At 54.3% G+C, this 20099-nt stretch carries 14 protein-coding genes; 5 read left to right on the top strand and 9 right to left on the bottom strand.

Annotated features, from left to right (window positions below):
* Positions 1–3 precede the first annotated feature (3 nt).
* Entirely contained in the window at positions 4–1263 is a 1260-nt protein-coding gene (locus AB9F27_RS00225) for a D-amino acid dehydrogenase (RefSeq protein WP_335585987.1), read from the bottom strand.
* 172 nt (positions 1264–1435) lie between these two features.
* Complete coding sequence (rnk, locus tag AB9F27_RS00220; RefSeq protein ID WP_335585986.1) at positions 1436–1867, bottom strand: nucleoside diphosphate kinase regulator; 432 nt, start codon at positions 1865–1867, stop codon at positions 1436–1438.
* Positions 1868–2719: 852 nt separating this feature from the next.
* On the opposite strand from rnk, the gene AB9F27_RS00215 reads away from it, so the two are divergent.
* Positions 2720–3037, top strand: coding sequence for a DUF1127 domain-containing protein (locus AB9F27_RS00215; RefSeq protein WP_369757444.1), 318 nt, complete (start codon positions 2720–2722; stop codon positions 3035–3037).
* A gap of 512 nt (positions 3038–3549) precedes the next feature.
* Here AB9F27_RS00215 and AB9F27_RS00210 read toward each other — a convergent pair.
* Genes AB9F27_RS00210 through AB9F27_RS00180 form a run of 7 tightly spaced genes read right to left on the bottom strand, consistent with a single transcriptional unit; the run spans position 3550 to position 12801 of the window.
* A complete protein-coding gene (locus tag AB9F27_RS00210; protein WP_335585983.1) occupies positions 3550–4977 on the bottom strand; it encodes an AMP-binding protein in 1428 nt (475 codons plus the stop codon).
* Positions 4970–5815, bottom strand: a complete 846-nt coding sequence (locus AB9F27_RS00205) for a hypothetical protein (protein ID WP_335585982.1) — start codon at positions 5813–5815, stop codon at positions 4970–4972. The genes AB9F27_RS00210 and AB9F27_RS00205 overlap by 8 nt, the downstream gene beginning before the upstream one ends.
* A 10-nt stretch (positions 5816–5825) precedes the next feature.
* Positions 5826–7130 (bottom strand): hypothetical protein, encoded by a 1305-nt coding sequence (locus AB9F27_RS00200; RefSeq protein WP_335585981.1) that lies wholly within the window; start codon positions 7128–7130, stop codon positions 5826–5828.
* Entirely contained in the window at positions 7127–8224 is a 1098-nt protein-coding gene (locus AB9F27_RS00195) for a DUF3419 family protein (protein ID WP_335585980.1), read from the bottom strand. Before AB9F27_RS00195 ends, AB9F27_RS00200 begins: the two co-directional genes overlap by 4 nt.
* Positions 8214–10634, bottom strand: a complete 2421-nt coding sequence (locus AB9F27_RS00190) for a PEP/pyruvate-binding domain-containing protein (RefSeq protein WP_335585979.1) — start codon at positions 10632–10634, stop codon at positions 8214–8216. The genes AB9F27_RS00195 and AB9F27_RS00190 overlap by 11 nt, the downstream gene beginning before the upstream one ends.
* Positions 10634–11539 carry a UbiA family prenyltransferase gene (locus tag AB9F27_RS00185; RefSeq protein WP_335585978.1) on the bottom strand — a complete coding sequence of 302 codons (906 nt, stop codon included), beginning with the start codon at positions 11537–11539 and terminating at the stop codon, positions 10634–10636. Before AB9F27_RS00185 ends, AB9F27_RS00190 begins: the two co-directional genes overlap by 1 nt.
* Positions 11536–12801, bottom strand: coding sequence for a hydroxymethylglutaryl-CoA reductase (locus AB9F27_RS00180; protein ID WP_335585977.1), 1266 nt, complete (start codon positions 12799–12801; stop codon positions 11536–11538). Before AB9F27_RS00180 ends, AB9F27_RS00185 begins: the two co-directional genes overlap by 4 nt.
* Positions 12802–13773: 972 nt before the next feature.
* Here AB9F27_RS00180 and AB9F27_RS00175 point away from each other — a divergent pair.
* From AB9F27_RS00175 to AB9F27_RS00160, 4 genes are all read left to right on the top strand, one after another.
* Positions 13774–15159: a cytochrome ubiquinol oxidase subunit I gene (locus AB9F27_RS00175; RefSeq protein ID WP_335585976.1), complete on the top strand. Its 1386-nt coding sequence runs from the start codon at positions 13774–13776 to the stop codon at positions 15157–15159.
* A complete protein-coding gene (cydB, locus tag AB9F27_RS00170) occupies positions 15149–16153 on the top strand; it encodes a cytochrome d ubiquinol oxidase subunit II (RefSeq protein WP_039003936.1) in 1005 nt (334 codons plus the stop codon). Before AB9F27_RS00175 ends, cydB begins: the two co-directional genes overlap by 11 nt.
* A 424-nt stretch (positions 16154–16577) precedes the next feature.
* Positions 16578–19130 carry a bifunctional lysylphosphatidylglycerol flippase/synthetase MprF gene (gene mprF, locus AB9F27_RS00165; protein WP_369757443.1) on the top strand — a complete coding sequence of 851 codons (2553 nt, stop codon included), beginning with the start codon at positions 16578–16580 and terminating at the stop codon, positions 19128–19130.
* A 560-nt stretch (positions 19131–19690) separates the two neighbouring features.
* Positions 19691–20098, top strand: a complete 408-nt coding sequence (locus AB9F27_RS00160; RefSeq protein ID WP_335585974.1) for a TadE family protein — start codon at positions 19691–19693, stop codon at positions 20096–20098.
* Position 20099 lies beyond the last annotated feature (1 nt).

Here is a 20099-nt window from a genome sequence, read left to right as displayed (position 1 = left end):
CCCCTAACGCGCGTAACGCGCCGCAGTCAGCCCCTCCATGGAAATCTCGGGCGTTTTCCCTAGGACCACATCAGCTACGGCACGACTTGAGCCACAGGCCATCGTCCACCCCAAAGTGCCATGGCCAGTATTCAGGAACAAATTATCGTATTGGGTTGGCCCAAGAACCGGTGTGCCATCTGGTGTCATAGGGCGCAGACCTGTCCATCCTTCGGCACGCGAAATATCGCCACCTTTGGGGAACAAATCACCGATGACGTGTTTCACCGTATCGGTGGCGTGTGGCCCAAGGCGGTTGGAATACCCCGCAATCTCGGCCTGCCCTGCCACGCGAATGCGGTCGCCCAAACGGGTGATCGCGACCTTGTGGGTTTCATCCATGATCGTGGATTGGGGAGCAAAGGCATCATCGGTGACAGGGAGCGTGACGGAATACCCCTTGACCGGATAGACGGGCAGCTTGATTCCAATCGGATTTAGTACATTCACAGCATAGCTGCCCATGGCACAGACATAAGCGTCGCCCGTGATGCGCCCCGCGATTTCCGTATCCACGCCAGCAATTTTGCCGTCTTCAACAGCGATGGATTTAATCGCCTGACCATATTGAAACTCCACCCCCATTTCGATGCATTTTTCGGTCAGCGCAATCGTGAACATGCGACAATCGCCAGTGCGGTCAGCCGTCAGGCGCAGTCCACCGACGAATTTGTTGCGCACCTCGGCCAGAGCAGGCTCTACCTCGATACAGGCGTCGCGGCCAAGCACCTCATAGGGCGATCCGTATTCCGCCAGAATATCCTGATCGGCCTTGGATCCCTTCATCTGTTTGGCTGTGCGGAACAATTGCAAAGTGCCCTGCGCGCGACCATCGTATTCGACTCCAGTTTCCGCGATCAAATCGGGCATAACATCGCGCGAATAGCTAGAGACACGCACCATGCGCCCCTTGTTTATGCGATAGCTTTCCTCGTTGCAATTGCCGACCATCTGCACGCACCATTTCCACATGGTCGGGCTGATCAATGGCCAGATGAACAGCGGGCGGCGCTTCATAAACATCCATTTGACGGCTTTCATCGGAATGCCAGGAGCGGCCCAAGGCGAAGTCATACCATAGCTTAGCTGGCCCGCGTTGGCATAGCTGGTCTCCAGCCCCGGACCTGTCTGACGATCAATCACCACGACCTCGGCACCTTGTTTGGCCAGATAATACGCAGTGGTAACGCCGATGACGCCCGCGCCCATAACAACAACCTTCATAGCAAACCCTTTCGTTGGCAGCGTCGGCTGTTTCCAGCGCCGTATCTGCTGTTACCTTGTGTGTAGATGCGCAGCCTTCTCGTTAGGGATGCGCATCGGCATATTATACTCATGTAATGGTCAGGTAATTGGTACGAACCACTCAAGGCGCCTTACCCTCAATACGCAATGTTTAATTTATCGCCGCAGGTTGCTCGACCGTGATAATCGTCAACATACGGCGCTGATTATCTCGGGTATCCCAATAAAAGCTTGCGCCTTCTGCCAGTCCCAATAGGGCGACACCGATTGGCGTCATCACCGAGACCCGAAGCTGTGCGATATCGGCGTTTTCCGGATATACCAGCGTCACCGTTTTTTCTTGGCCCGTCATTTCGTCGCGATACCTCACGGTACTGCCCATGGTCACGACATTTTTAGGCACCTTTGCGGGAGCCACAATGCGCGCGCGGGAAAGCTCTTCGAGCATGCGGTCAGCCAATGCCGGATTACGCTTCATTATGCCGTCAGCGAGGCCTTCCAAATGCGCAAGCTCTTCTGCATTAATGATGACTCTTGGGTTAGCTTTGGTCGCTCTTTTTAGGGGTTGGACGGTGAGTGACATAAGGGATACTCCTTTTGTAAATTATGTGATGGCCTAGGCCGAATGTGTGACGACGATCACCAAATCAGAGAAATAGACATCGGCTAAAGGCCGCGTGTTCATCAACTTATTCGCCAGGACATAGGCAGTTGCGAACTCAAGCGCATGGCACGTGCGCAATCTTCAAGGTGCGCTTGTCGTTTCTGATAATCCGCCTCGGGCAAAGGAGACGGAATATTCCGGAGGGCCCGCAAAATAGAGTGGCATTGATTACTGGACTGTTCGGCTTGGACGAGACTTTTCATACCACCTCCTCGGGCGAGATTTCGCCGCGTTCACGTTTTAGGAATGTGAGGAGACCCCGGAAGGTATGGAAGGCGCGAACGCACCCTGACCGCCCAGGGTTACGGGCGGTTCAGCAGTAGAAATCGATAATGATCTGCGTGTTCCAACATACCTCTATAGCTATGTATCGACGCCTCAATAGTCAATCCTGACGGAAAAAATTGGCGTCTTAAGCGTCTTGTGACCCAAATGGCCCAGAAGCAAACATGCCTGCTTAAAAAGATAATCTCCGCCCCCATCCGTCTTGAAGCGCTCGGTCAGGCCCCCCATATTAGAGTAATGATGTATAACGTTGATATGAGGTTCCTGCTTTTTGCAGGTAAACAACCGAACCGCTGATAACCCCGAGGGGGGCGCGCCATTTGTGCCGCTTTCCGCCTCGGGGTTCATACAGATCACTTTGATCTTATTTCGAAGACGCCCGTCTTTGCACAGTCCAATTTCAAATCGCGAATAACCGTTGTCTGAAATTTGGGTGCGGCAAAATTCGGCGTCATGGCTTCAGCAACCTTATACTTGGAGGATGACATGCATCCCTATATATTGAACCGGAATCACTTAACACATCGTATGAACGCAGCGGTCGTACACCCTCACAGGGCACCCGTTCGGGGCGGGGTCTTGCGGCGTTGGTTGCGTTCGGCCATCCGAAGCTGGAAGCGGCGCAAAATGATCGCGGTATTGCAGGCAATGGATGACCGCCTGCTCAGAGATATCGGCATTTTCCGCTACGACATTGAGCGCGTCGTTGATGGCATTGAAGAACGTGAACTCGGCATGGTTCCATTTGCGCCAAAGCAAATCGCGCGTGTGGAAGATCAAAACACTTTGCGGCAAGCTGCGTAATGAGAAGCAGACCAAAAAGGGCGCGCCCTTGTACTTAAAGGACGCACCCCATCCGAACGAAAATGAAAGAGAAAATCAACCTGAAAGGGACAAACCAATGATGATTTGTAAAGCTGACTTTGAAGAGCTCTTCCCACATTTATTTGAACCCAAAAACCATTTCGCAATAGAGACATCGTCCTCGACGCGCGAGGTTCCTATCGACCGTTGGAAAGACGATGGAGGTACTGTGCAACAAATTCGAACGAGGCACGACAAGGACAATGACACGGCCCATTAGTCCGCATCGAACTGGCGCCACGCTAGGCGAGCAACCTTACGACTTTGCATCAAAGGAACTCGCTGCGATCGGCTAAGTGAGGCCTTTGAAAACAGATGCGTGGACGGTGGGCAGCCTTCACATCCGACGAGAGCGAAAGATGGATTTTCTCGGCGCAAATCTTTTCTCTTAGACACAAGGAAACGGCCACAATTTAAAGTAGGATAGGTATGTAGGGCGGCCGTGCACATTGTCAGGAGGCGATCATTTTCTGCAGTGCGTATCGATCAATCTTGGAGGCGTGTCGTTTGTCCATCGGCATCTTGGCGACCCGTACAACTCGATCAATATCGAACTCTGTGGCCCGTTTTTGCCAAATCGTTTCATGGCGCGGATCCCCCTCAATCACGAGGTAGCTTTCGTTTTCCATGGACATGAGCGCGCATTGGTTCACGCCGTCCCATTGGCGCACCGCGACCTCAACCGAGAATGGAAAAGTCGCGCGGCCCGCTAGGAAAACTTGCGAGCCCATCCGCCCCAAGAGCCAAAGACGCCCCTGTTCATCCAAATACCCCGCGTCTCCGGTGCGATGCCAGATGGTATCTCCTTCTTGAACCTTGTTTTCCACATTTTGGCGGGGGTCTAGGTAGCCACTGTTGACGTGGGCGCCTGCGACTTGAATCTCATAATCTCTTATGCGCAGGCGAATGTCCTCTACGGGACGCCCCACCAGAAGTCCGCGTCCCTTGGCCATCGCAGAACGATCATCGGAGGAGATGTCGGCGGCGTCAAGATGAGCGATGGGCTCCGCTTCGGTCGAACCATAAACGCAGACAATTTTCAGATCGGGTTTCGACGTAGTCAGACGATCCAGAGCATCGGGAAAGACGGGCCCACCCCCCGTAAAGACAGTGTGTAGCGAATCCGGAATACCCGCCTTGGTCAGTTTTTCGCAAAGCGACGGCGGCAGCAGGGCTCGCGTTATGTTTTGGCTTGTGATCCAAGCGGCAAGTTGCTCTGGAGTCAGTTGATCAAGGTGGGACATTTTCCAATTGGGCAAAATGGACGTCCGCCCACTTGCTATATTGATCAGCACAAAAACAGGAAACGCAACGAGATCACGCTCCACCTGAGCGCTTTGCAGCAAAGGGGCGATGGCCCGATGTTGCGCTGACAAAAACGCGTGGCTGCGGGGAATAGCTTTTGGCGCGCCCGTGGTTCCTGACGTAAATGAGATGAGCGCGATATCCGAGTCATCGGGCGTGTGGAGGTCGAAATCCGCCCCCTTGATACCATGTGGCCTTAGATGACGCCGCGCCCATAAGGCGGGTATGACCCATTTCAAAAGCCCATACAGTCCAGAGCTGCAAAATGCGCTGATATTTGTGGCGCGTGCCGCATGGCGCAATCCCGCAAGACCCATCGCAGGTTCGGGTAAAACCGCGGTCGCCCCAAGGGCCCAAAGAGCGGCAAGTGCGGCGTAGAGGTCGGCGTCAACCGACATCGCCAACAGGACTTTATCGCCCCGACGAATCCCGCGTGCATGCCATGCGCGCGCAAAACCGTCGGCGCGCTCCTTGAGTTGAGCGAATGTTACTTCGCGCCCTTTGCCGTCTATGATTGCAATCCTGTCAGGATGTTTGGCAACCGCAGCGGCAAAATCATCAAGGAGGTTAGTCATCCAACTTCAGCCCAAACAAACCATAGCGTCGAAAGATATCCGCCCCTTCAGTAGCGCTGCGCAATGCAGACAAGTTGTCATCGTGGATCAAGGCGTGGATCGCGCTTGTGTATCCGGCCTTCTTCGCCGCAGTATGAAAAGCATAAGCCAGATGTTGGCCCGCGCCTTTCGATAGGCTGGCATAGGTCTTAAGAATAGCGCTGGTTGGGTTTGGCCCTTCTGCGTAATTCGGGGTGCCAAATAGGAAGCCAGCCAAAGATTGATCCGGCCTACGGGCAAAGAAGATCAGCTCTTGTTTCAGCAATGGTACGATGGGCATATACATCGCCATGAACGCCTCGTGGGTTATGGGTTTGTAGAACGCATTTTTCGCAAAGGCTTGGGTAGATAGGGCAAAAACCTGTTCAAACAACCCTTCGGGATTTTTGCCGTTCCAAGCTTCAATCGTGAAATCTTCAGTCGTTGGGGGGGGCGTTTGCGCGGTTTGTGAAAGCGGGACGCGGGCCGAAAAATAGCTGCTGATTTCCGTGAAACCCGTCGCCTGCAACACCTCAAGCACCAGAGGTTGTGCTGCGGGTTCTAGCAAAAACGCGGGACTGTCATCTGATTGCGTGACAGCGCGATAACTATGCCACGTATCGCGCTCCATTGGCCCCAAAACCCGCCGCGGCCCGCTGGCGCGAATATAGGCCAAGGCTTGCGCAAGAACCTCCGCCCCTGCGTCAACGGATGTGCAGCTAAACCCGCCAACCGTTGCGGCGGGGACGCCCTCCCAAAGCGGTCCGTCCAAATAGGCTGTGATCTTTGCGCCCTCGGTTTTGAAGGTCTGTTGCGTCATGTCTTTGCTCCTAAAATCCGGTGGATATCACGTAGTATGGCAGCGGGATGAGCAGCGCCAAAAATGTCAGTTTCACCACACGGTGCTTTGCAAATACGTGCGGCAAGATCATTGGGCCAAGGGCCGTGAGGGCGACACAGGCAAACACTACGGGCCACATCGGGCCGTTCCAATTTGCACTATCTGGGTTCAAACGCACAACGCCTTCGCGGATAGCGAACAGCGTCAATGCAAGGGCGAGCACCATCGGAAAGCGAACCACGGGGCGACAGGCCGAGGCTGCAATCGCGCAAAATCCCATCAACATGCCCATCGCTGCGATTCCATAAAACGATATCGCTGTTGGCCCCATTGCCTTGCCTAGGGTCAAAAATCCGAGGCTGACCAGCACCAATGCGGCAACGACATCGAGGTCTGGATACTTGCTGTCACAGGGGGCGACGCTGCGGCTCCAGATATGCGCGACGAGCACGAGAATGGGAAAGATCGTGTTCTGGGGATCAGTCACCGCCAGCAATAAAAATATAGACGTCACATAGACGCGAACCGCATGCGCGTTCAGACCAAATTTCGGGGCCACAATTTTGAAGGCTACGATACTGAGCGCAAAAATCGCTGCGAGAAACACGAGTTCCCCTAACGTGCTCGTCCCATGGGCCGATAGGAAAATCAGCAAGCCGACAGGTAGAAACAGATTGTCAAAACCGCGCCAACTTGCGGCCTCAACCAAGGTGCCGAATCCCGCGACCATCAAGGAGAGAACGATGATATTGAGCGGGGCAAAGGACGTCATCAGCATGAGGCAAATAACCGAAATCAGCAGTGTGACCGTGAAAAACACCGCGCTGCCTTCGAGACTTTTCTCGCCTTCCTCAACACGGAAAAACTTGGTGCCGTAGGTGCTTCCAGCCAAGGCCGCTGCGGCATCCGCGAGGGTTAGCACGGCAATAGGCAGGACATAAAGGTACAGTTGATCCCCCGCCAAAAACAGGCAAACCCCAACCGAAATCGCCAGAAGAAAATCACCATAGGACTGTCTTTCAACGCTATGCAACGTCGCGCCCAATCGCGAATTTGGTAATCGAAGGAGGAGCATTACAACAAGCGTCAGCCCAACCAACAGATACATTGGCCAGCGATCTGGGAAAAGCCAAGGCAGGGTGAGCGCGTAAATTCCAGTGCCAATGTGGACCAGTTTGCGCTGCACCTCAGAACCAATTTGCCACGTGCCCGCCAAATGCCGAACACCCGCCATCAATCCCATCAGGCCGACAACAGACCCAAGCGCCAGCGCGATTTGCAAGATGGGGCTCACCCTTTGACTTCCTCAACGATGAAGTCCGAATAGAAGAACGCCTTATCGATGGCCTTCCCCTCGCCCTCCACTTCGCGAAGGGTCGTCACGCGCGCCGCAAAAGCCGCCGGAACACGGCGCGGGGCCATCATGTTCCAATAAACCAGCCGTGCATTGGGAGCGGAGGCGTTCAAGATACTCTCATAGACTTTCGTGAAAATCTCGGGCGACATATATTCAAAGATATCCGAGAGGTTAAACCCATCCGCCTTTTCGCCAGTTGACACGAATGCCTCAAGCGATCCAGGCCTTATCTCAATCCGGTCAAGCCGCGATTTGATCGTTTCGAAATGTTCCTCGCGCCATGTCATTGGCAAGGCCTCGCCATGCGTGCCCTTGATAATCCAATGCAAATAGGGGTTTTGTGCGGGGTCTGTGGCGACGGCCGCATGGTGAATACGGCGCGCCACATGTTGGGCGGGACTACCTTCGACGTGATCAAAAAACGCCTTATCACGCCCCATGCGCCCCATCACGAACCTTGAGAAAAACACATTCAGCAACAACCGCCAACGCCAAGTATTAAAACGGGTGTCATAGAACGCCTGACGATCCGCCGAAGTGCGCGACACGAAGATATCATCGAGGGTTTTCGCCGAATGAACCAGTGGCAGCAAGCGCGTGCGAAAAATGCGAAAATACCGTTCAAACTTGCCGACGCCACCTGCACCGACCTTCTCTACATCGTCCCGAAGGGCGGTCCAGAAAGCGCGGGTCTCCTCGTCGACACCGTTCAAAGCTTTGCTCAAAAGAACCTTGCGCCGTGTTGAGGGACGTGCCCCCATAAGCTCTACAAATTCCGCATGGCTTAGGTTCTGAAATACGCCAATCCTCAGCTTGAGGCAGGCAATCTGTGCGGGAGACAGATCGACCACAACGATTTTCGCAGGGTCCAACGTTAACATCGCCAAGGCATTGTCGCCCGCCGAGCAGATCGACACCAGCATCTTGCCCGCGCAATCGCCCAACCCTTGGGTCAAGACATCCGCGTCCTCCCACAACTGGGCGTAACGAATGTGGTCAAATGCGGCTTTCGCCTCGATTTCAGAGGTCATCGTTGTGCCGCTCCACCTGTCCTGTTGCTCCGTCCACGGTGATCATCTCCCTATCATTTATCCACTGAGTTGCCCCCTTGAGGCCGACCACGCAAGGGATTCCAAGTTCGCGGGCCACAATCGCCGAATGCGACAGGAGGGAACCACGCTCAACCACAATAGCCGAGGCATTTGCGAACACCGCAATCCATCCCGGATCTGTATGGCGCGCAACCAAAACATCGCCAGAAGCAAGCACCTCAGTTCTGGGATCCCGGATAACGCGCGCCCTTGCGGTGACCCGTCCAGCCGAACAGCCCGTCGCCGTGCGCACCAAACTCGCGTCGTTTTCCATCACCGGATCGTTCCACGTTGGTGCAATTGCTGGGCCGCGCAATTCGATCCGTTCAGGAGGGTCTGCGCGTTTTGCAGAATGCGCATCCTCCGATTTACGTAACGCCACCAGTGATTTGAGGTCTGGCGACAGACCAAAACCCTCAACGGCGCCAAGCAATTCCTCTGTGGTCAAAAAGAACACATCGCGCGGTTCTTCCAACAGGTCCCGCGCCGTCAACTCACGGCCCAGAGCAACGAACACTCTGCGCGCATAGCCAAAGATACGAGTCCGTTCAAATCGCAGGTTTTCGCGGTCGCGCACACGGGCTTTGGTCCATGTGATCAGCCATTTCGCAAATGCTCGTTTTACTGGATTCTTGAACAACGCTACCCAATCCGGTTCACGCACCGCGTGCTCTGCGACCGCACCGCGCGTGGCACTCGCTGCAATCGCCGCCAACAGGCTGCTGGGGTCTTCGCGCAAAGTAATGCTTTCCAACTTCAATTCTTCGGTGCACCTGTCGGCGAACTTTTCCAGATAGGCCTCCAACTCTTGCTGAATTTTTGGGTGCGCCCTCAAGCCAGCAAGGCCTTGCGCCACCAACGTATCCGCCACACCTGCGGCCTTAACCATCTGCCCAATCCGCGCGATGCGTTTGGCTGGCTCTGCGGAGATGATATTGCCTTGACCGATCATCACATCATTATGCAAAAGCACCCCCTCGGGGCCGAGCCACTTTTCCATTAAATTGCGCGAACTCCCAAAGGCGATCATGCACAGGAAGTCGTTCACAAGCGGCGCGTCCCAGCGATCGAGCAAGGTGCTTTCGATCTTGCGGTATTCAGCGGCCAGCGCGGTCGGGCCAGCAGTTTGCAAATCAAAGCCACTGTATAATGCAGAATTCAACCTGCCATAAAAACGTCTGCGGGTACGGGGCAGCAAAACCGCCTGCCAGAGCAAACCTAAACCCGCGCGGGTCATCTTGAAATACTCAGTTACGCGCGCCATTCCGCTAGCGGGACGAGGACCAATGGCATCCGTCACCTCCGACGGCATCGGGGTATCCACCCCCATCATCGTCTCCATATAGGCCCGATTCAGCGAGAACCCCGGCAAGAGGGCCAGCGCCCGATACCAATTGACAAGGTTGTAATAAACACGACCATCCACGCGCGCCAACATGTTGCTAAAGACCGCTGATTGCTCGGCAATCGTGGCGTCTGATACGCCTAGCAATGCAAGGAACGCGCGGTAAACGCGATCATAAACATGCACGGCAAAGGAATATGTCAGCGGACTGACCATGCTGGGATAGCTTTCAACGATGTTGGAATTATCAAATATCGTTAGCGCAGTGTCGGGGTTCGCGAGCGGCAAAAGTGCCGTTGTGATGGGCCGCGATTGCAAAATATGCAAACCATCGGCATCAATCGCCCATTCGATATCCTGTGGAACACCGAAAGCTGCCTCGGACCGTCGCGCCAATTCGGCAATGTTTTTCGCTTGCGCTTCGGTTAAAACGGAGGGTGTTTCGGGGCCGATAATCGTCGCGCCAACGGTCCAGTCTTCGCCGTCTTCTTCGCCCGACACCAGCCGCTCCCCCAAACCCGCAATCGCAGAAATCACCACCTCATCCCGACGCCCTGTCACTGGATTGGCCGAAAACGCGACGCCCGCAGAAACCGCATCGATCATACGTTGCACAATCACGGCTGGCCCCTCAGCCTCGCCACCTGATTTGAGCGCGCGATAGGTTGCAACCGTTTGCGAAAATCCAGATTGCCAAACCTGTTGCGCCGCTTTCTCTACGTCGGCGTTAGCGACATTCAGAACCGTCTCAAACTGCCCCGCGTGGCTGTGATCTGCACCATCTTCCTGTTTGCCAGAACTGCGAACGGCGAACGGCCCCTCGCCCAGCTTGGCCATAGCCGCCACTAGTCCAGCAATCTTTTTTCCATCCTCAAAGGCCTCAGCGCGGATCACGAAAAATGCGGGCGGCGTAAACCCGAACCCCGCGAGTCGCGATAACGCAGCCGCCTTACCGCCAACCGCCTGCACGTCGCGCGCGTCTGCCTGAGATACAATAAACGACATTAAAAAACCCTCATCAAAATCGGTGCAAAACCGGCAATCGCGTAGCAAGAAAATACCCAGAGACCGGCCAGTGTATCCATCCGTTTTTCTGCCTTCTCCGTCGGAGACTTGGCATAAGCAACCGCACTGATCAGGCAGAGCGCCGCCCCAGAACCACCCAAAACAAAGCTGATCCAAAACACTCCTGTTAAGGCCCCAACGCCCAACAGCAAAGCAAATGAGGCTCCGACACAGGCCGTCCAAATAAGTACAGCTTTCGCAGGGCCCCACAGACCAGAATAGGTATCGACTCCCACGATTTCGCGTGCTGGCGCCCACAATTTGCGCCCTATTTCCAAAACGCATCCATTCACGAAGGACAATGCCAAAAACAAAACAAGCCCCAGCGCAGCCTTGCCATTCGGCATCCATTCCAAACTGGTCAGCAGCAGATCAATCAGCGGCATAATCGCCATGTGACTGAGCAAATAAAGGATCGGCCTCGCCTTGAGCCATGCAGGCATCCCAAATTCAACGGTCATCACGGCCAACCAAAACCAGACCAGTGACAGCAACCACAAAACAGGAGGATGCCACAGCCAAGCCGCTAGAGCGGTGATCGGCATTGAGGCAACGCCCATCCAGACAATCGTCTTTAGGGAAATCAAACCGCGTGGGATTGGGCGATTAGGACGGTAGCGCAGATCATCTTCCAGATCCTTGTATTCGTCGCAAACTCGCATTTGAAAAAACAGCATCATCGCGATAAGGAAACCAGCAACAAACGCGCCGACACCGGGCAAGGGACGTCCAGAAAGTTCGGCAGAAACGCAAATACTTGCAGCAGAAAAAACGGCTAGTAACGGCCCTGTCTTTGAAAGCGGAAACCGTTCTTTTTGATAGATCCAGAGGGCTGAAAAACTCATCGATGCCGCGCCAAGTTTTCATGCGCACGGGTGAAATGCCCCGCCGCAATCGCTGCAACAATCGAGATTTCGCCGCAAAGGCATGTCGCCGCCGCAACTTCAGCCAAGGCGGCGCCTTTGCCCAAACCCTTGAGGCCCAGAATGTTTAAACCCGCCGATTGGCTGGGCAAGGTTGTCCCGCCACCGACGGAGCCTACCAAAATATTGGGCATGGTCACACTGCAGAAAAGATCGCGGCCTCGGGCCTCCATCCGTGTGATGCCCATGGCGCTTTCTGCGACGCAGGCGGCATCCTGACCCGTTGCAATATACAGTGCCGCCAACCCATTGGCGAAATGTGCCTGTGCGCCCAATTGCCCCGACAGGTGCGACCCAAGGTTGGCAACTTGCCCATACGCAAGCATCGCCTCAACGTTCGTGCCCAATGTCTTTTCGACCACCTCAGCCTTTAGTATCACGGAAGCACTCACCTTTCGGCCACGCCCCGTCACCAAGCCCAGAAACGACGCCTTTTTGTCGCCCGAGAAATTGCCTTCGATGTACCAAGCCTTGATGTCAACGGGGCACCCCGCTTCGATTTTCTCACACAGCGCGTCGGTCGCAATTGTCACCATATTTTGGCCCGCCGCATCACCCGTCGTGTAACGGCAAATCAGGAAGACGATGTTGTTATCAATAACGGGTTCAAGCGACACCAATTTGCCATACTGTGTCGTTCCCTCGGCCGCCGCTTTCAGCCCCTCGATTTCAGTGACAACCCACTCAACGAACATGCCCGCATTCAGCAGGCTATCAAACACAAAAGCAGGCGTTCGGATGACCCCTTCGTACAAAAGCGCCGTGCTAATCCCCCCCGATTTTGTTGCCGCATAGGCCCCGCGCGCATAGGAGGCAACGAGCGCCGCTTCGGTCGTTGCCATCGGCACGTGATAGTCACCGTGCGCGTTCAATCCGTTAATACGCAGAGGACCAATGATGCCAACCGGCACTTTAACCGTTCCGATAAAATTCTCGATATTCGCACTAAATTGCTCGGGGGCCTCCATCGTGAGCGGATCAGCAAGCGCCGCGCGATCCTCTTCTGATGCGACCTCCAACAAGCGCGTCCAGTATCGCGCAACCGAGGCCGCTGTGGCCTTGCGAACGGGGCGCAACGTTGTAAACTCCGCATCACTGGGCAACATACGCTCTTGCAAGGGACCCATTTGAAACCGAGCCCGAATTTTTTTCAGCATATCTTTCACGTGAGATGGGATGGTCATTCGAGGTCTCCGGAATTACTTCTGCGATAATATTCGCACATCTAGTCCTAAATAAGTCAAATATGGAACGATTGCCAGATGAACCGCCCCCTTAAACATCGCTCGCAACTACCACACCAGTGTTACATTCGGAAACTGGTTCAAACTATTGGCGCAAAACGGCTTTTGCATATCTCCGACCTCTATCCACTGCGCCGAGATCATCACTTTGGCGCGCCTGTCAAACTGTGTGTTAACCTACATTGAAAACAACCGCCTTGATCGCAAAATAGCGCAGACGAAAACCACCCAACGCCTATCAACTGCTGAACCCAGAGGCAAAACCGATTGTGCCCACGCGAGAGCATAGCAAGTGGCTTAAATTTCTTGCTCTTCCGCCGCACGAAAGACGTTGTACGCCCCTGTGACTTTTTAATTTAGGTCAATACCGTTATGTCCACAGCGCGTTACACAACCCACACGTTATCGGTGCCAGAATCGAACGCCACTTTATCGATAGTGAATAGAAAACCCCGCATATTTTGTGTGTCCAATAGGGGTATGGCAACATGCGCAAATTACTCACTCAGTAGTACAATTTGCAAGCCGCTTTGAGGTGTAACGCCAACGCGGCCAAGGGAGTACATAAGCCCAAATGGACCATCCTTCGCGCAAACCACTCCTAGAAGGAATTCAAGGTCGAGGTCGGCAAATGCAATCAATCGGCCTGTTTCGTTACGTATGTGGATGCCCCAACTGCGCCAAGCCAGTATCCTTTGACACCACCGCCTGCCCAAATCTGGCAGCTTAGCGCGACCAGCGCCCTAGGCCTTGTCCTAAGTACTGGAATCGGCTACGTTTCTTCACAATCTAACGCCGACCGACCGGCCCGCATCACGCTGGGTTTTTCTAACAAGGTCCATCGGATAGTCATGTAACGGCCCCGGCAATTGTTCTGGCGGGGAAAAAGACCACAACCATTCGGGGTTTCAGATGCTGAGCGACATTTCCGCAATTGATCTGGCACGGGCACAGTTCGCATTCACCATTTCGGCCCATATCATCTTTCCAGCTTTCACCATCGGATTGGCAAGCTGGCTGGCCGTTCTAAACGGACTGTGGCTGTGGCGGCGTGACGCGGTTTATCTGAGTTTATTCGAACGTTGGAAGACGATCTTCGCGGTGGTTTTTGGCATGGGCGTGGTCTCAGGTATCGTGATGTCCTACCAATTTGGCACCAACTGGTCGGTCTTTTCCGACAAGGCGGGGCCCGTTATCGGGCCGCTCATGGGGTACGAGGTTTTGACAGCGTTTTTCCTTGAGGCTGGCTTCCTTGGCATCATGCTGTTTGGGCGTGAGAGGGTTGGCGAAAAGTTGCACATGATGGCCACGACGATTGTGGCAATCGGAACCGTGATGTCGGCTTTCTGGATTTTGGCCGTCAACAGCTGGATGCAGACCCCGCAAGGGCACGGTTTCAATGACGTCGGCCAGTTCATTCCCCTCGACTGGTGGGCCATTATTTTCAACCCGTCCTTCCCCTACCGGCTGGTGCATATGGTGTTGGCGGCGTACCTGACGACGGCCTTCGTAGTAGGTGGCGTAGGGGCATGGCACTTGCTAAAGTCCCCTAAAAATCGTGGGGCACAGATCATGTTTTCCATGGCGATGTGGATGGCCCTGATTGTCACCCCAATCCAGATCATCGCGGGCGATCAGCACGGGCTTAACACGCTGAAACATCAACCAGCCAAGATCGCGGCCATTGAAGGCCACTACAAGGGGTTCCCAGAGGGGCGCGCACCGTTGATCCTGTTCGGACTGCCTGATGATGCGACGGGCAAGGTTCGCTACAAGGTGGAAGTCCCACTTCTAGGCTCGCTGATCCTCACACATAACCTCGACGGACCCCTTCAGGGGTTAAACGACTTCCCACCAGAAGATCGCCCGAAATCGGCGCTGATATTTTGGACGTTCCGTATTATGGTGGCGACAGGTTTTGCGATGCTGGGTATTGGCCTCTGGGCGGCATGGGCACGCTGGCGCGGGCAATTGTATGATGCGCGCTGGCTCCAACGCTCCGCCGTATTGCTGGCGCCGTCGGGTTTTCTGGCTGTGCTTGCGGGTTGGATCACAACCGAAGTCGGACGCCAGCCCTTTACCGTCTATGGCCTCTTACGGACCAGCGACAGCGTGTCCCCCTTACAGGCGGAAGCCGTTGGCGCTTCGCTCACTGCCTTTATCGTGGTGTATTTCTTCGTTTTCGGGTCCGGAACGTTTTATGCGCTACGCCTGATGGGCCGTAGCTTTGAGGGCGACCTCGCGGCACAGGTCGACCACACCGCATCTGATCCTGAAGGAACGCATCATGGTAATTGAACTTTCCTTTATCTGGGCTGGATTGATCGCCTTTGCGGTCCTGGCTTATGTGTTGCTTGACGGTTTTGATCTGGGGATCGGCATCCTGTTTCCGTTTCTAAAAGATCGCGACGAACGTCATCTGGCAATGAACACCATCGCGCCGGTTTGGGATGGTAACGAGACATGGCTTGTGCTTGGTGGCGGCGGGTTATTAGCTGCGTTTCCGCTAGCCTATGCCATCGTGATGCCTGCCCTCTACCCCTTGATCATCACTATGCTTCTGGGCCTAATTTTTCGCGGTGTGGCGTTTGAATTCATTCACCGAACCAACCGGATGAAGGCGTTTTGGGAAATCGGCTTTTGCCTTGGGTCCCTGATTGCCGCTATCTCACAAGGCATGGCGCTTGGAGCCTTAGTACAGGGCATCACGATCGACGGGCGCGCCTATGGCGGTGGCAACTGGGACTGGCTAACGCCGTTTTCCGCGTTGACGGCGCTGGCGCTCGTGGTGGGGTATGCAACGCTCGGCGCGACTTGGCTAATCCTGAAGACAGAGGGCGAAACACTGACCCGCGCGCGTCGCTTTGCATGGCCGCTTGGCATCGCTCTACTGGTTCTGATCGGTGTGGTAAGCATCGTCACGCCCTTCCTACGGCCGGAATATCTTGAACGCTGGTTTGGCTGGCCCTCAGGTGTCTACAGTGCTGTGGTGCCGATCCTATTGGCTTGTGCCGCGTGGATGTTGTGGAGTGGATTGCGCGGCCGACACACCCTGCGCCCGTTCCTCGCAACTGTCGCGATATTCGTACTCACCTACATCGGCCTCGGGATCAGCTTTTACCCAAGTCTGGTGCCCCCATCACTAAGCATTATTGATGCCGCAGCACCGGATACGTCGCTACGCTTTCTGCTGATCGGCGCGTCGATACTAATTCCGATGATACTGGTCTATACTGCTTATTCCTATTGGGTTTTCCGAGGGAAAGTTCGCCCCGAAGACGGATATCATTGATGCGGCAATGGTTGTGGTTCGCAGCGCTCTACCTAGCCGGAATCGCAGTCGTCGGCACCATTGCGTTTATGATACGGGCAGTACTGCTCTAAGGTGTGTCGGGGGAGCGATTTGTCGTCTTAAGAAACTAAGTCGCGCCCTACCCGCTTCAAGCTAGATCCTCTGACCTCTTTATCATGCGGTCCCCCCGCGCCATAAGCCCTCAAAGAGGGGGGCGAAGAAAGTTTTTTGCGATAACCTGTGCAGAAAATAGTGTGTTACAAACGTTTCTGAACTTATTGGAATAGTGGGTTAAAATGATTGGTAATTTCCGCCCAGCATGGAATAACACGGTCAAAATGACATCGAGATATGGTAAACCGAAATGAATTTGGCCGAAGAAACCACCCCATCAGTTAAATCCAGCCACTCCAAGCTACACCATATGGCACCCATTATTTTGGGGTTTGGCATGTTTTTTATGGGCGCTTATGCCCTCTATAACCTACTTTCCTCGGTCAATATCGGCCACGTGCGCCAGCAGGCGGCGTCGGTTCCCATCTCCCATATTGCGGCGTCGGTTTTGGCGACAGGTGTGGGGTATTTTTCCCTGATCGGCTATGACTGGTCGGCTTTGCGATATCTGGGCAAACGTTTGCCTTTTCCTGTGGTGATGATGGGCGGATTTCTGGGGTATAGTTTTGGCAATACCATCGGTTTCAGCGCCATATCGGGCGGCGCTGTACGCTATCGCATTTACTCGGCCTTCGGGCTAAACGCCTTTGATGTGGCGGCTATTTCGACGTTTGTCACGCTTGCGTTTAGTTTTGGCATTACGCTTGTTGGCCTCGCAGCCCTTGCTATCCATCCCGCCGCTTTGGGGGATTTGCTCCCTTGGTCGCGGGACACCATTCGCATGGCTGCCACGCTCGCGTTTTTGGTGCCGATGGGAGTTTTGACGTGGTTGTCTGTGACGGGCAAAGTTGCAAAAATCCGCCGTATAACCGTGTCGATGCCGTCGCCCAGCATTCTGTTCAGCCAGCTTGGCTTTTCAATCGTTGATACGTCGATGGCGGCCTTAACGCTGTATATTTTGATGCCGACGGGAACACCCGATTTCATCACGTTTATTGCCCTTTTTGCCGCTGCCGCTTTGATTGGGGTCGCCAGCCATGTTCCGGGGGGCATTGGCGTTTTTGAGAGTATTATCCTTGCGGGATTGCCCGATACAGTTCCGTTGGATCAAGCGGTTGCGGCCTTGCTTTTGTTCCGTGTTATTTACTATTTACTGCCCTTCGCGTTGTCGGTGGTATTTGTCTCGGCGATTGAAGGGCGGCTTGCGTCTGGTTTTTTGGCCAAACGTTTGGGGCCAGTTTCCAGCCAAATGGAACCTGCATTCAAGGTTGTCGCATCTGTTGCCCCAGTGGCCGCAGGGTTTACGGGTTTTGCTGTGGGGATTTATCTTTTGCTGGCCGCCGTCGTGCCAGCCTCGCGCAAGGAAAATATTGACCCTGATGATCTGCTGTCGATCATTTTCTTGGAAGGGGGCGCCTATTTGTCAGCGGCTCTCGGGCTTTTGCTGATTGTCCTAGCGCAGGGTCTTTTCCGCCGCATGTCGGGCGCATTCTGGCTTACGCTCGCAGTTCTGAGTGCTGGGGCCATTGTGTCCACGCTAACGGGAGCGGATTGGAAGGAAACCCTTCTGCTCGTCGTTTCAGCCGCAGTATTGTGGCCGCTGCGCCGCGAATTTTTCCGCGCCACCAAGTTGACGCAAGGCATGTTTACTTGGCGCTGGATTGCGCTGCTCGCCGCCCTTCTGGTCAGCATCGGCGGGTTCATCCTGTTGCTCCATCAGGCGGTTCCGTATTCCCATGAGCTGTTGGGGCAATTTTCTGGCGATGCGCGCCTGCCCAGAACCCTCCGCACGGGGCTGTTTATGGCGGCGCTTTCGGTGCTTATCTTGGTCTATTTATTGCTTCAACCTGCGCGGACGCGCGGCGTGGTTGTGGATGAGGTGGCAATGAAACATGCAGAGCGCATCATTGCCTTGTCGGGGCAACCCGAAGGCTGCCTTGCGTTGACGGGCGATAAAACCCTGTTCTTTTCCAAGGAGATGGACGCATTTATCATGTATGCCGTGCAGGGACGGTCTTGGATTGCCTATGGCGACCCAATCGGCCCGAAAGGCGCGATTCCTGAACTGGCTTGGGACTTCTTTGACTCTGCCTATAGTGCCAATTGCCGACCGGTTTTCTATGAAATCAGCACGAAATATCTGCCTCTTTGGGTCGAAATCGGCCTGACGTTGCATAAAATGGGCGAAGAAGCCGTGGTGGATTTGACAACATTCTCATTGGCGGGCGGCGATTTTCGCAAGATGCGTGCGGCCCACAATAAGGCGGTCAAAAGCGGCCTGAAGCTCGAAATATTGCACCCGCCCCATAGCGCGGAGTCCGTTGCGGCGTTGAAAGAAGTGTCGGACGCGTGGCTGGGTGAAAAACATGCGACCGAGAAGGGGTTTTCCGTTGGCCAGTTTACCGCTGAATATTTGGCCCATTTCCCCATCGCCGTTGTGAAACGGGAGGACCGTATTTTGGCCTTCGCAAATGTCATGTCCCCTGGGGATTTGGGGGCAGTCAGCATTGATCTGATGCGGTATTTGCCACAAGAAGCCGATGGCATGATCGAGTTCCTCTTTATCAAGCTGATGGAGCATTACCGAGAGAAAGGCGCGCAGACCTTTAGCCTTGGAATGGCGCCGCTTTCTGGGCTTGAGGCCCGACACGGAACGCGCATGTGGAACCGTGTGGCCTCGATCATTTATCGTCACGGCGGGGCGTTTTATAGTTTTGAGGGCTTGCGCGGCTTTAAGAAAAAGTTCCACCCGCAATGGCAGCCTCGCTACATGGCAGTTCCAGGGGGGCTGCAACCGATTATTGCGCTCCGCGATGTTACGCTCCTCATTTCTGGCGGCGCGAAACGCCTTTGGGGCAAGTAAAATCCATTTAACTCAAGAAGATACATTTGAAGCTGCAAATGCTTGATTTCGTTTTTTGAGGCCGGGGAGGGAATTTCTCTGTTAAGGCCCCCTATGCCATTTCGCCGGCAACCCTGATCTATGCAAGCATACGTTCCGTTTCTAATCTATCCGAATAGGTGCCCAGCGGAAGAGTTTGAGAACTTCATGGATCGGCAAGTGCAATCGCTCGCGCTGATAAGCGCGGAACAAGGCCCGCGGATTGGCGAGAGGTTTGGGAAGGTGCAGAGTCGCTATCGGTTGGGGTGAAATGGAAGGAAGTGTTCCTCCGCTGCGCTGGAGAAGTATTTCACACGAGAGAGACGCTGGTAGGCGCCTTAAAAATGCCTTTTTCTGAACACCTCTCAAGAAAAAATAAAACTTTCTACATAAATATCAGCGGATTGCTCGGCGTTAGGAAAATCTTAATTCTCGCCCTAATTTCACCACAGTGTTTGCATACAAAAGTAGAACGGCTTCGAAAATATCGATGCAGGTTTATAAAAATACCCCCCCCTGCACATCCAAAAGGGATTAGGTCTATGACTATTTGTGAGCGCAAAAACCAAGCACTCGAATTTGTAAAGAATGAACGTGGAACCGCGACGGTTGAGTTCGTGTTGATCCTTCCGGCCTTTCTACTGCTCTTTTCTCTTTTGGTTGACGCGGCCCTCATATTCAACGGACGCACAGAAGCCTTAAGAACGCTTCAAGATGCAAACCGGAAATATTCGATAGGTTGGTTCGACAGCACAACAGATTTAGAGGACTATATTGTCGCGTCATTGGCATCGACATCCCCGTCCGCGATTGCACGTTCGAATTTGGCGTCCGGTTCGATCCAAAGCCAAGTCGAATTTCCTTCGAGTGAACTTACAGTGGTCGGTATGGCGACGGGTCTCTTGAATATTAATCTGCTCGTTAAGGCCGAGCATGTCGTGGAGTATTGAA

The sequence above is a fragment of the Falsihalocynthiibacter sp. CO-5D18 genome (assembly GCF_041205445.1).
GTDB classification, from domain to species: domain Bacteria; phylum Pseudomonadota; class Alphaproteobacteria; order Rhodobacterales; family Rhodobacteraceae; genus Falsihalocynthiibacter; species Falsihalocynthiibacter arcticus.
This window is presented reverse-complemented; position numbering and strand designations above follow the sequence as displayed.

Bases quoted from the DNA above. Each gene is read 5' to 3' on its own strand.
- AB9F27_RS00225 (WP_335585987.1), bottom strand. From the start codon at position 1,263: ATGAAGGTTGTTGTTATGGGCGCGGGCGTCATCGGCGTTACCACTGCG.
- rnk (WP_335585986.1), bottom strand. From the start codon at position 1,867: ATGTCACTCACCGTCCAACCCCTAAAAAGAGCGACCAAAGCTAACCCA.
- AB9F27_RS00215 (WP_369757444.1), top strand. From the start codon at position 2,720: ATGCATCCCTATATATTGAACCGGAATCACTTAACACATCGTATGAAC.
- AB9F27_RS00210 (WP_335585983.1), bottom strand. From the start codon at position 4,977: ATGACTAACCTCCTTGATGATTTTGCCGCTGCGGTTGCCAAACATCCT.
- AB9F27_RS00205 (WP_335585982.1), bottom strand. From the start codon at position 5,815: ATGACGCAACAGACCTTCAAAACCGAGGGCGCAAAGATCACAGCCTAT.
- AB9F27_RS00195 (WP_335585980.1), bottom strand. From the start codon at position 8,224: ATGACCTCTGAAATCGAGGCGAAAGCCGCATTTGACCACATTCGTTAC.
- AB9F27_RS00190 (WP_335585979.1), bottom strand. From the start codon at position 10,634: ATGTCGTTTATTGTATCTCAGGCAGACGCGCGCGACGTGCAGGCGGTT.
- AB9F27_RS00185 (WP_335585978.1), bottom strand. From the start codon at position 11,539: ATGAGTTTTTCAGCCCTCTGGATCTATCAAAAAGAACGGTTTCCGCTT.
- AB9F27_RS00180 (WP_335585977.1), bottom strand. From the start codon at position 12,801: ATGACCATCCCATCTCACGTGAAAGATATGCTGAAAAAAATTCGGGCT.
- AB9F27_RS00175 (WP_335585976.1), top strand. From the start codon at position 13,774: ATGCTGAGCGACATTTCCGCAATTGATCTGGCACGGGCACAGTTCGCA.
- cydB (WP_039003936.1), top strand. From the start codon at position 15,149: ATGGTAATTGAACTTTCCTTTATCTGGGCTGGATTGATCGCCTTTGCG.
- mprF (WP_369757443.1), top strand. From the start codon at position 16,578: ATGGCACCCATTATTTTGGGGTTTGGCATGTTTTTTATGGGCGCTTAT.
- AB9F27_RS00160 (WP_335585974.1), top strand. From the start codon at position 19,691: ATGACTATTTGTGAGCGCAAAAACCAAGCACTCGAATTTGTAAAGAAT.